The 12,124-nt window shown below is 56.5% G+C and carries 8 protein-coding genes; 4 read left to right on the top strand and 4 right to left on the bottom strand.

What is annotated here, in order from left to right:
• The first annotated feature begins 45 nt into the window (after positions 1–45).
• On the top strand, positions 46–2,214 hold the full coding sequence (locus ABDK11_RS06745; protein ID WP_346839532.1) for a hypothetical protein: 2,169 nt from the start codon (positions 46–48) through the stop codon (positions 2,212–2,214).
• Between the two features lie 197 nt (positions 2,215–2,411).
• On the opposite strand, the gene ABDK11_RS06740 is transcribed toward ABDK11_RS06745, so the two are convergent.
• Genes ABDK11_RS06740 through ABDK11_RS06730 form a run of 3 tightly spaced genes read right to left on the bottom strand, consistent with a single transcriptional unit; the run spans position 2,412 to position 5,614 of the window.
• Positions 2,412–4,208: a hypothetical protein gene (locus ABDK11_RS06740; protein WP_346839531.1), complete on the bottom strand. Its 1,797-nt coding sequence runs from the start codon at positions 4,206–4,208 to the stop codon at positions 2,412–2,414.
• 45 nt (positions 4,209–4,253) lie between these two features.
• Positions 4,254–4,658 carry a GtrA family protein gene (locus tag ABDK11_RS06735; RefSeq protein WP_346839530.1) on the bottom strand — a complete coding sequence of 135 codons (405 nt, stop codon included), beginning with the start codon at positions 4,656–4,658 and terminating at the stop codon, positions 4,254–4,256.
• A gap of 14 nt (positions 4,659–4,672) precedes the next feature.
• Positions 4,673–5,614: a glycosyltransferase family 2 protein gene (locus ABDK11_RS06730; RefSeq protein ID WP_346839529.1), complete on the bottom strand. Its 942-nt coding sequence runs from the start codon at positions 5,612–5,614 to the stop codon at positions 4,673–4,675.
• A 397-nt stretch (positions 5,615–6,011) separates the two neighbouring features.
• Here ABDK11_RS06730 and ABDK11_RS06725 point away from each other — a divergent pair, with 397 nt between their 5' ends.
• Positions 6,012–6,197, top strand: coding sequence for a hypothetical protein (locus ABDK11_RS06725; RefSeq protein ID WP_346839528.1), 186 nt, complete (start codon positions 6,012–6,014; stop codon positions 6,195–6,197).
• Positions 6,198–6,927: 730 nt separating this feature from the next.
• Here ABDK11_RS06725 and oadA read toward each other — a convergent pair.
• Positions 6,928–8,724, bottom strand: coding sequence for a sodium-extruding oxaloacetate decarboxylase subunit alpha (gene oadA, locus ABDK11_RS06720; RefSeq protein WP_346839527.1), 1,797 nt, complete (start codon positions 8,722–8,724; stop codon positions 6,928–6,930).
• Positions 8,725–9,234: 510 nt separating this feature from the next.
• Between oadA and ABDK11_RS06715 the strand changes: the two genes are divergently transcribed.
• Positions 9,235–10,227: a tRNA-dihydrouridine synthase gene (locus tag ABDK11_RS06715; protein ID WP_346839526.1), complete on the top strand. Its 993-nt coding sequence runs from the start codon at positions 9,235–9,237 to the stop codon at positions 10,225–10,227.
• Positions 10,228–10,305: 78 nt separating this feature from the next.
• Complete coding sequence (gene polX, locus ABDK11_RS06710) at positions 10,306–12,057, top strand: DNA polymerase/3'-5' exonuclease PolX (RefSeq protein ID WP_346839525.1); 1,752 nt, start codon at positions 10,306–10,308, stop codon at positions 12,055–12,057.
• The last annotated feature ends 67 nt before the right edge of the window (positions 12,058–12,124 follow it).

Below are 12,124 nucleotides of genomic sequence, written 5' to 3'. Positions count from 1 at the left end.
TGAACCCTCGTTGTATGAAATCCCGGTTGTAAGGAATTCAGGTTCATGGAAGATCGTCTCGCACAAGCCCGTACACTGTATCGCCGTCAGTGCTTGCTCCCGCTGGCTCTGCTATGCCACCTCGCTTGTTGGACGGCGCCGCTTGTTGCGCAACCCTCTTTACCACAATTCTCCTCCTGGGACAGCTACCTGTATTTCGGCCGCGGAACAACCATTCGCGGCGAGGTGGAAGGCAACAGCAATCCCCTGCCCGGTTACCAGGTAAAGCTGTATGTGAGCTACGCCGGCAGCCACTACGGCGGCCGCGTGGCCGACACGACCGAGACCGACGATCAGGGGCGCTTCACGCTGCACTACCGCACGCCACTGGGGCCAGCCCCACACCTGAAGCCGCTGCTGTTCCTGGTGGCCGAACAGGGCCCGAGGATGCTGGCAAGTGCGATCGGCTCACCGCGCCACCACGGGCAGCGCTATATAGTGAACGAGCGCACCACAGTGGCTACCGCTATCGCCTTCGCCCAGTTCATCCACGAACGCAACATCCGCGGTAATCGATACGGCATGCTGAATGCCGTGCATATGACCGCGAATATGGCCGATCCGCACACCGGCAACGCCAGCGACATCCTGCTGAAAGAACCCAACGGCAGCGACACTTCCACCTACCGCACATTCAATTCGCTGAGCAATGTGGTCGCAGGGTGTGTCGCCAGTGCCGCCAACTGCCTGGCGCTGTTTGACGCTACCACACCCATCGGTGGCGCAGCGCCACACACGGTATTGCAGGCCCTCGCCAATGTCGCCCGCTACCCAGCCTACCCGAATTATCCCGTGCTCACCGACGATCCACTGTTTCTGCTGTCGCTGGCATCGCCGGTGTTCCAGCCGGCCCTGCTGAAGCGCCCGACCAACTGGCTGCTGTTCATCAAATTTACCGGTGGCTTCTACAGCCAGCAGGACAACACCAACCTGATGAACGGTCCGGGCAACATCGCCTTCGACCGGCGCGGCTATGCCTGGATTCTCGACAATTATGTGCCCAAAGCGCCCGATGAAGTCGCCTGTACCGGCCAGCGCCTGCTGAAGTTCACTCCCTGGGGCCAGCGCTATCCCGGTTCGCCCTATTTCGGTGGTGGGCTCAGCGGCGCCGGCTTCGGTATCACCCTGGATCCACGCGGCCATATCTGGGTGGGTAACTTCGGCTTCGAATCACCCCAGTGCGCCGACGGCACCATACCGCCAGACCCGCGGAAGAAAATTCCGGCCACCCACAACAGCGTATCGCTGTTCCACCCCAGCGGCGCGCCGCTGTCACCATTCAGCGGTTTCACCCGCGGCCATATTTCTTGGCCGCAAGGCACTGTATCCGACCGGCACGGCAATATCTGGGTGGCCAACTGCGGCAGCGACAGCATTACCATCATCCCCCATGGCAACCCGGCGCTGGCGCACAATATTCTATTACCCGGCGGCGGCACCGAGCCCGATTCGGATTCCCCGCTGCTCAAGCCCTTCGCCCTCGCCGTAGATCCACTGGGCCGCGCCTGGGTGACCGGCAACAAGGCGCAACAGATCTATATTCTCTCTCCCGACGACTCGGTGGAAACCGTGGACTCTTCCGCCGTTTCCGTGTCTTGGCCGATGGGAATCTCCGGGGACAGCCAGGGCAACATGTGGGTTTCCAGCTCCGATGCCATCAACATCCCCTGCATGGATCCGCTGGATCCGCAAGGCGGCGGCAACCCTTCGATAATCTTCTACCCGGCCAACGGCGACACACCGCAGCAGTTCGCCAATGTCGGTGGACTGACCATTCCCTGGGGGAGTGCTATCGACGGCAACGACTCGCTGTGGGTGTTCAACTTCGGCTCCAGGCCGCTGGAGGATGTCGATGACGATTACGAATGGCCGAACACTGGTCTCTCACATTTTTGCGGCGTCGGCCAATGCCCGCCGGGGAAAACCCTAGGCGATGCCATTTCACCGGACACCGGCTACACCAGCGACGCACTGGACCGCGTCACCGGCGGCGGCGTAGACCCATCCGGAAATCTGTGGCTGCTGAACAACTGGCGCAAGGACGGGCCGCTGTTTTACGATATCAACCCGGGCAGTAATTCTTTTGTGATTATTCCCGGCGCCGCCGCACCGGTAAAAACTCCGCTGATCGGACCACCGCGCACCTTCGCAAAAGGCCAATTTGGCAGCGACTAATTCGTTCATTTTAAGAACAAAAAAGGCGAGCCTCTCGGTTCGCCTCTTCTATAACAACATTCTATCAGTCACCCGAACATCGAAGGGATAATCGTTACCATAACACCTGCCAGCACTTCTGATCTAATGGTGGCACATAAACCAAGCAGAAACACTAACGCTGAATCAATCCCCAATGCCACCTCTGGATTCTGCAACTATAGTCGCTTTTTAATCAGAACCAATCCATATTTATCTTCGGAAAAAACATCAAAATATTTCAAATAATCATCTCTAGAAAATTTTATATTTCTCTTTTTGGACAGAGTCAAAATGGAAGCATCGAAGTGGTGCATAACTTGCAGCATTTTCTTTGGTGGCAGCAGAGAACGCCTTGCCCCTTTACCGACGAAAAACTGCCTGTAACGGCCCGGCCCATACCAATCACCAATAACTGTACCATTGAAATAATATATGGCATTTTCAAAGCCTATCTGAAGCATTCGATCACCATATGTGTCGATCGAATTGTTAGCTTTTGAAAACAAGTGGTGACCAGGCTGATCTTTATAGTCTCGCTGCCAATCCACTATTGACCACCTGGCCCTCTTCAAGGGCGCGGAAAAAATGACCGTCGCGAAAACAAGAGCTACCACAATCGCAAATGCTTGACCACCCAACTTACCTTTCCCAATAAAATACTGACTTACGGGCCCACGCCAAACAGCCCAATACAACACATAAGCAGAGAGAAAGACCCCCACCCCATATACAGGTGCCAGATAGCGTTCAACTTGGGTAACAAAAAACCAGAATACGATATAAGCAATAAACAACGCCCGCATAGGCTTTAAGGCTTTCGGCAACTTGAAAATCAACAAGCTAACTATAGCTAAAATCAAACTTTTCGCTTTAGCTTTCCCCAACGCCGCAAATATATTCAATGACGTAGGCGAAACACCATGCCTCGCCTGCTCCGAAACTTGCAACTTTAGATCTGCAGCATTCCACAGATAATATCCGAAGACGCTTCCCCCGGCGGGATGGAAGGGGTCACCAGCAATGACGATATTACGGACATACCACCAAACACCGGTCAATATCGCAGCTCCAGAAAACATCACTAGCATTTTGATATTCCTCTGGAACAAAAGGATGTATAAAAACATCAAGCCTGCAAGCACCAAGCCAAAGTACTTACTCCCCGCAGCAGCCCCCGCAAAAAAACCAGAAATTAAAATCCATTTAAAAGAAATTGAAGTTTTGGGCATAACTAGCGCGAGGACTGCGCCCCAACTAAATAATGCCAGCGTATTATCTATATACGCGTAACCCAAAGTAGACTTTACCGGTCCTAGTCGATAAAGGAAGTAAATCGCTATCATCCCTACAATCAGGGAGCGAGTCTTCCAGAGAGAAGCGCCAAACAGTCCAATACAAATAAGCAATAGAGGAATGGTAGCGAAAAGCTGAGCACCAACTTCATGCCCCAGCATCAGGCCAAGCATCACCAACAAGTCACCGTACTGGGGAAATAGCGGAAAACGAAGATAGTCATTAACCACAATAGCCTTCTGCTCAAGATAGTATCGAGCAAGCGGCAAATGATACATTGTATCATCCCAGTGACCCGGGGGATGTATCGCAGCAACTATACTCCCGAGCAGCAGAGCGACCAGGATTAGCCCATCGGTATACTTCCAATTAGAAATCGTTGGCAACAGATAACGTGAATCATGACGGATTATCCACGCCGCCAGAAAAAACAAGGCACACGCGCCAACTGCAATCGCTGCAGGGTTTAGCCAGCCAAATATTCCTAGAGCAAACAACACTAAAAGATTGACGACCAAGCCAGTAGTAGCGCTAAAAAACAACATTAAGTAACGGTTATATGCCAGACCGTCAATCTCACCCCTAGGGTTCAGCGCAGTTATAATCGCCAACCCCACCAGCGAACTTTGCGCAACAAACAAAACTGCAGATATTGCTGCTATAAATATATCTAAATACACAATTACCTACCCGAACCTTAAATTTTCAATAGAAAACTCCGCATACTATCTAAATATGCGTTTTTCCCTAAAAATCAGAAGTCTTGCAGACAGAAAATTTATTGCCATTCCGGAAAGACTACCGGCAGCCACTCCTAAAACAGGGGCCAGCCGTACGGTATCGCTTACTGTAACCAACCACGCATAAACTGCGTAATTGACACTTCCGCCTGCGGTCATAAGCAATAAATAAAAGAAGAGCTCACCCGAGGCAGAGAACTGGGATAAACGATCGCCAAAAGTCCAAAAGCGGTTAAATAACCAAGTAACAACCACAGCAAACAGAAAAGAAACTATGCGGCCGGCATAAAGGCCAATTGAAGACTTCAAAAAATACAGCATCGCGCTATCGGCAATAAAGCCCAGCGTCCCAACAGCGGCAAATAGACCTACTCGCTTAACGGTATTCACTACTCTCAACCATCTCAACTGGTGGGATGAGGTATTGCCAGATATGCCATCCGCTTTATTTCCTGGCGTCCACGAGTGACATTATCGAGAACAAGACCACAGGCAAGGGAAAGTAGCGCGCAAATCATCATAGAAGCCGAAAGAATCGCAGTCGGGAACCTCTCTACAAGCCCCGTATCAATATAAGCCATAATAACGGGGACAGATATACCAATGGATAGAGCGGCAATCAAAAATGCACAAAGGGAGTAGAAAGAAAGTGGCCTTTCTGCGATATATAAGTGCACGATAGTCCGAAGAATACGCCAGCCATCTCGATAAGTTGACAATTTACTTTCCGTTCCGGCAGGGCGCGCCCCGTATTGTACCGGCGATTCTCCCCAAGGCATACGCAACTCAAGCGCGTGTATCGTGAGTTCAGTTTCTATTTCGAATCCTTGGGAGGACGCAGGAAATGATTTGACATAGCGACGAGAAAAGACACGATAACCTGATAACATATCGCTAAATGCACCGCCAAAGATCCTTTTAACACTGGCAGTCAACAAGCGATTACCAAATTTGTGCCCCGGCCGATATGCGGCCTCGATGCTATCTTTCGGCGTGCTGCGACAGCCGACCACCATATCGAGCCGCTCATCAATTAGCTTGTCCACCATCGCGGTCACGGTATGCGCCACATAAGTCGCATCACCGTCTACCATAACGAGGATATCTGCATCCACATCGGCGAACATGCGCCTGACCACACTGCCTTTGCCTGGAGCTTCAACTGAAATAACTTTCGCCCCTTCGGCTTTGGCTACTTCCCCTGTTCGATCGTCTGATCGGTTATCAAATACATAAATGTCGAGTGCTGGCATCGCATCACGGAAGTCATTAATTACCTGCCGTATCGCCTTTTCTTCGTTGAAACAGGGAACGGCCAATGCGACTTTGAAGTTTCTGTAAAGCATGTTCTTATTGATCGATCGCCCGAGCAAGACTCGAGCTCGCCTCTAGCCGGTGGTTGGCGCGAGATTATCTCCTATACTCAAACTTGGTTCAATCGAGCCCTAAGCTGTTCTCCCAGAAAAAAAACTAAACAGAAAGGACCTTCTAACATTGGTTCGGGAGTCCCAACAATCTTGTATACAATTTAATCTGTAACAACTTGTTAGGGAAAAGCTCTCGATTCCTTGTCATTAGCATTGTGCAAATTGGAAAAGCCATGCCTAAGACAATCTGATCAAAAATCAATCTGCACTCATAATGCGCATCATTCTGAACTTCACTCCGGCAGTGACTGCGAGTCAATCACGCCGGGTGCGTTGCCAATGAAAAGTGCAATGATCCCCAGTGCGAGGGTTACCGATGTCTTCGGCCAAGGGACAAACCCGCGGCCAGTTTGGAGCCCTGGGACATGCCATGGAAAATGATCGTGATATTGATCCGCACATTATGCACTGCGTCGGACAGACGCGCGACCACACCAAACTTCCGTATCAAGTTATCGAAACAGATCATACCCACTATCAGCGCTTCGCTGAACATGAATAGCGGCACCAAAAATCAACGGCGATAAGGACAAAGTAATCTTTCCCGCTTGTCCACGGGGGGCAGCTGCGCCATTTGGATTTTACGCGCCGGCTGTGCGGTCAGCGATCTCCCCATAGAAATCACCAGCGATGCCAAACCAGCTGCGATGGCAACCGAATAGGACTTATACCCCACGCAGTTGCATCGCCCCAATTCAGCGCCAACTGCGAACAGGGTGAGATAGCCACCGGGAATTTTTAGTTATTGAACAGCTGGTACAAAGACCGGCCTCAGCTCTAAAACTTCAACTCGGGGAGCAATTCTTTGGCGATCCCCCCCGGCGGCGGCGCACGGGTAAAAGCTACGCTGATCAGACCGCCGTGCAGTTTACATTGAGAGCGCGATTTGTCTCTAACTGTGGCGAACTTCGGTTTGCCCGTCTTCGATTGGTGCGCTGTAGTTATATCGGTGGCGACCCTGCTACCGATAGCTGTTTGCAAGACACGCCGTGTATACATCCCTGTAGGCTCTAATCGGCATCCGTGCCCCATAAGGTAGGGCAAATAGCTATCGGCATCAGCCTCTTCGCTTAGTGCTCATCGCATTAATCAAACGCTCTGTCTCGACGTGGCATTACGAAGTGCTTTGCCGCCACAGAACCAGGACAAAGCCGCTCGGAGTCACAATCGTCGTATAATGAAAAAGGGCGAACCCAAGGTTCGCCCTACTACATTAAAGGTTGCCAGTCAGCTCAGCCAATAGCCAACAACGGGTGACCCACACAGATCGACTCGCCTTCCTTGACCATCACCTCGGTGATATAACCTGCCCGCGGCGCACTGATGGAAGTCTCCATCTTCATCGCTTCCAGCACAATAATGGTCTGGCCTTCGCTGACCCGCTCACCCGGGCGCACCAGTATCTGGTAGATATTGCCCGCCATCGGCGCGGAGACCGGGTCGCCCGTGGGTGGCGGCACGTTATTTTCCGGGGCCGCCGGCGGTGGTGCAACGATCGGGTTCACGCTGGTGATGTCACCGGATTCACCCACCGTCATGTTGTAGCTTCTGCCGGCCACAGTCACCGTGTAGCGGCCCTCGCCCTGCGCCTCGTCGACCGCCTCGCGCACGATACCGGTGGGCGCCGGCTCGAAGGCGTCCGGGTTACCGCGGTTGCGCAGGAATTTCAGCCCCACCTGCGGGAACAGCGCGTAGGTAAGGACATCGTCGATGCGCTGATCGCTCTCCGCCAGCGCGATATCCTGCTCCGCGGCGGTCTGTTCGAGTTCGGTAGTGAGCTTGTCCAGCTCCGGGGCCAGCAGGTCCGCCGGACGGCAGGTCACCGGCTGGTCGTCTTTCAGCACGCGCACCTGCAGCTCTCTGTTGACCGGTGCGGGCGTCGCCCCGTACTCCCCGCGCAGCACCGCCGCCGTCTCGTTGGAAATGGTCTTGTAGCGCTCACCGGTGAGGATATTCAGCACCGCCTGGGTACCCACGATCTGCGAAGTCGGCGTGACCAAGGGAATAGAGCCCAGGTCCTCGCGCACCCGCGGAATTTCCTCCAGTACCTCGTCGAAGCGGTCGCTGGCCTTCTGCTCACGCAGCTGGTTTTCCATATTGGTGAGCATGCCGCCCGGCACCTGCGCCACCAGGATGCGGGAATCCACCCCCCTGAGCGAGCCCTCGAACTGGGCGTACTTCTTGCGCACCTCGCGGAAGTACCCGGCGATCTCCTCGAGCAGCTTGAGATCCAGGCCGGTATCCCGCTCGGTGCCCTCCAGGATCGCCACCAGCGCTTCGGTGGGACTGTGGCCATAGGTCATGGACATGGAGCTGATGGCCGTGTCCACATTGTCGATCCCCGCCTCGATGCACTTCAGCGCGGTGGCCGTGGACAGGCCGGTGGTAGCGTGGCACTGCATATGGATCGGAATATCCACCGCCGCCTTCAGGCGCCGGACCAGCTCGTAGCCTTCGTAGGGGCGCAACAGGCCGGCCATATCCTTGATCGCAATGGAATCCGCGCCCATATCCTCGATCTGGCGGCCGAGATCGACCCACAGGTCCATGGTGTGCACCGGGCTCACGGTATAGGAAATGGTGCCCTGGGCGTGTTTACCCTGCTTTTTAACCGCGCGCAGCGCAGTCTGCAGATTGCGCATATCGTTCATCGCATCGAACACGCGGAAAACGTCGACACCGTTTACCGCCGCGCGCTCGACAAACTTTTCCACCACATCGTCCGCGTAGTGGCGATAGCCGAGAATATTCTGGCCGCGGAACAGCATCTGCTGGCGCGTATTGGGCATGGCTTTTTTCAGCTCGCGAATACGCTCCCAGGGATCCTCGCCCAGGTAGCGGATGCAGGCATCGAAAGTTGCGCCGCCCCAGGACTCCAGTGACCAGAAACCGACCCGGTCGAGCTTCTCGGCGATCGGCAACATGTCATCCAGGCGCATGCGGGTCGCAAACAGGGACTGATGCGCGTCGCGCAGGACCACATCGGTAATTCCCAGCGGCTTGTTAACTGAAGAGTTAACCTCTGTCATGGGGCATCTCTCTCGGCGTTTATCGGGTTGGTCGGCAGACCGGAATTGAATGGCGGAATGATGCAGCGCCAGCGCTGCGAGCGGCGCTTCGCCGCTGCGGCACGCGCGCCCGGATGCGCGTCACCGGCGGCCTCGCGGCCGGTTGTGGAAGTGGCCGCGCCGGACAAAAGGCGGGCATTGGTGCGGGTGCGGCGGCGATCACAATGGACGGCAACATCGGGAGGGTAAGTCCTGCCCCCGCGCCGGAGCATACGATGCCCGGCAGCTGTTGCGTAACCGTGTCCTGCACTATTTTCTCCTGTTTCTGCCCCGGCGGACGCTATTTCATTACAACAAACCTTTAAAATCAAACACTTATTAGTTACAGGCGCAACCATGGCGCACGCCGTAAAACCGCGCCAAGCCGGGTGGATGCGGCTACCCGCCAAAGACATTGGGGTGACCGGCGGGCCCCTGCTAAAATGCGCGCCCCTTTTGGCAGCGGCACCCCACACCGCGGAATCACAGGCAATGACCCAAGTATCTGAATCTGCACAGCCCAGGATCTACCAGGCCCCCATGGAAGGTGTAATCGACCACCATGTGCGCGCCCTGCTGTCCGCCATCGGCGGCGTGGATATCTGCGTGACCGAATTCGTGCGGGTCACCCATACTCGCCTGCCGCGGCGGGTATTCCTGCGCCTGTGCCCGGAACTCGACCAGGACGCCGCCACCCCCAGCGGTACACCGGTGCGGCTGCAGCTGCTGGGAGGCAACCCCGAATCCATGGCCGTCAACGCGGTGCGCGCGGTGGCTGCCGGGGCGCGCGCCATCGACCTCAACTTTGGCTGCCCGGCCAAAACCGTCAACAACAGCGATGGCGGCGCCTGCCTGCTGCAGAGCCCGCACCGGGTTGAAGCGATCGTCGGCGCCGTGCGCCGCGCGGTACCGGCACAGATTCCGGTCACCGCCAAGATCCGCCTCGGTTTCAACGACCGCTCCGCCTATCTGGATAACGCCCGCGCCGCGGAAAATGGCGGCGCCAGCGAACTGGCCGTGCACGCGCGCTCCAAGGTCGACGGCTACCGGCCGCCGGCCTACTGGGAATACATCGGCGATATCCGCCAGCAGCTGTCGATCCCGGTTGTCGCCAATGGCGATATCTGGACCCTGGAAGAATTCCGCCGCTGCCGCGAAGTCACCGGCTGCGATGCCTTTATGTTCGGTCGCAGCCTGCTCGCGCGCCCGGATATCGCCTTGCAGGTGAAGGCCTTCTGCGCCGGCGAGCAGTACACGCCGATGTCGTGGCACAGGGTCGCCGCGCTGCTGTGGGACTACTACTGCATCACCAAAAACGAATACCCGGCCAAGTACCTCGGCAACCGCATCAAGCAGTGGCTGGCCTATCTCAAGCTAGCCTACCCGGAGGCACAGGTTTTCTTCGAGGAAATCAAACGCCATCGGGAAGCGCAACCGATCGAGGCGGCATTTGCCCGCACCCTGGAGCTCGGCGCGGCCGCCTGAACGCGGCCCCGACCACTCCCCCTATACTGAAAGCGCAGGGCCCGCCCCTTTCTCCCCGAGGCCACCTGGCGCGCTTCCATGCCTATACACAACCGCGAAATCGCCGACCGTTTCGAGCACCTCGCCGACCTGCTGGAAATCGAGGGCGCCAACCCTTTCCGCGTACGCGCCTATCGCAATGCCGCGCGCACCGTGCGTGGCTATCCGCGCAGCATGGCCGACCTGATCGAGGATGGCGCCGACCTGACCGAGCTACCGGATATCGGCGATGACCTGGCGAAAAAAATTGCAGTGCTCGTGGACAGTGGCGAGCTGCCGCTCCTCGATGAAGTCGAGCAGCGCACCCCGGCAGCACTCAGCGAATTGATGAAAATCGAGGGGCTCGGAGCCAAACGGGTCAAGATACTGCACGACGCCCTGGACATCGACAGCGTCGAGGATCTGCGCAAAGCCGTGCAAAGTGGCGAGATCCGCGCAATCGAGGGTTTCGGTGAAAAGAGCGAGGAGAAAATCCGGCAGCGCCTGGAGAAATACTCCGGCGAGGAACGGCGCACCAAGCTGGTCGAGGCAGAGGAGATCGCCGCGCCGCTGGTCGAATACCTGAAAAAAGCCGACGGGGTGAAAGACATCATCATCGCCGGCAGCTACCGCCGGCGCAAAGAGACGGTCGGCGATCTCGATATCCTGGTAACCGCGACAGGAGCCCTCAGCGCAAATAGCCCGGCAACCGCGGTCATGGATCACTTCACCGGCTACGACGAGGTCGAAGAAATCGTCTCCAGGGGCGATACCCGCTCCACGGTTTACCTGCGCTGCGGGATGCAGGTGGACCTGCGCGTAGTGGCCCAGGTCAGCTACGGCGCCGCACAACACTATTTCACCGGCTCCCGGGACCACAATATTGCCGTGCGCAAGCTCGGGATCAAGAAAGGCTACAAGATCAACGAGTACGGCGTGTTCGAGGGGGATAAACGCATTGCCGGCAAGACGGAAAAATCCGTTTACGACGCCGTCGATCTCCCCTTCATTCCCCCGGAGCTGCGCGAGAATCGCGGTGAGCTGGAGGCCGCGCGCGCGGGCAAGCTACCCCGGCTGGTGCAGCCGGATCAGCTGCGCGGCAACCTGCACACCCATACCGACGCGACCGACGGCCACGACAGCCTCAAGGCCATGGCCAAAGCGGCTGCCGAGCGCGGCTTCGAGTACCTGGCGATCACCGATCACTCCAGGCACCTGAGCGTGGCCCACGGCCTGGACGAGCAACAATTGCTGCAACAGATCAGGGCTATCGACAAACTGAACGAGACACTGGAAAAAAATGGCGACGGATTGCGCCTGCTCAAGTCCATCGAGCTGGATATCCTCGAGGACGGCACCCTGGACCTGCCGGACGGCGTGCTCGACGAGCTGGATTTCGTGCTGTGTGCGGTGCATTACAAATTCGATTTGTCGCGCCAGAAACAGACCGAGCGTATCCTGCGCGCGCTGGACAACCGCCACGTGAATATTCTCGCCCACCCCAGCGGCCGGCTGATCAACCAGCGCGAGGCCTACGAATTCGACCTGGAAAGAGTTCTCGAAGGCGCTGCCGAGCGCGGCTGCTTTATTGAACTGAACGCCCAGCCCGATCGCCTGGACCTGACCGACGCCGGTTGCAGGATGGCGAAAGAGCTGGGAGTCAAAATTTCCATCGCCGCCGACGCGCACAGCACCCGCGGCTTCGACTACCTGCGCTTCGGCGTCGACCAGGCACGCCGCGGCTGGCTCGAGGCGGACGACGTCATCAACACGCGGCCACTGAAAAAGCTGCTCGCGCTGTTCGAGCGCTGACAAGCCATGCCGGAGCTTCCGGAGCTGCCGCAGGTGGAAACCTACCACCGCTATTTCAATGCGACGG

Source organism: Microbulbifer sp. SAOS-129_SWC, assembly GCF_039696035.1.
In the GTDB taxonomy this organism is placed as follows: domain Bacteria; phylum Pseudomonadota; class Gammaproteobacteria; order Pseudomonadales; family Cellvibrionaceae; genus Microbulbifer.
Note: the sequence above shows the minus strand (reverse complement) of the source record. Positions and strands in the feature narration are given on the sequence as shown.

Excerpts from the sequence above, each read along its gene's own strand:
- ABDK11_RS06745 (WP_346839532.1), top strand. The coding sequence starts at position 46 with ATGGAAGATCGTCTCGCACAAGCCCGTACACTGTATCGCCGTCAGTGC.
- oadA (WP_346839527.1), bottom strand. The coding sequence starts at position 8,724 with ATGACAGAGGTTAACTCTTCAGTTAACAAGCCGCTGGGAATTACCGAT.
- ABDK11_RS06715 (WP_346839526.1), top strand. The coding sequence starts at position 9,235 with ATGACCCAAGTATCTGAATCTGCACAGCCCAGGATCTACCAGGCCCCC.
- polX (WP_346839525.1), top strand. The coding sequence starts at position 10,306 with ATGCCTATACACAACCGCGAAATCGCCGACCGTTTCGAGCACCTCGCC.
- ABDK11_RS06725 (WP_346839528.1), top strand. The coding sequence starts at position 6,012 with ATGTCTTCGGCCAAGGGACAAACCCGCGGCCAGTTTGGAGCCCTGGGA.
- ABDK11_RS06730 (WP_346839529.1), bottom strand. The coding sequence starts at position 5,614 with ATGCTTTACAGAAACTTCAAAGTCGCATTGGCCGTTCCCTGTTTCAAC.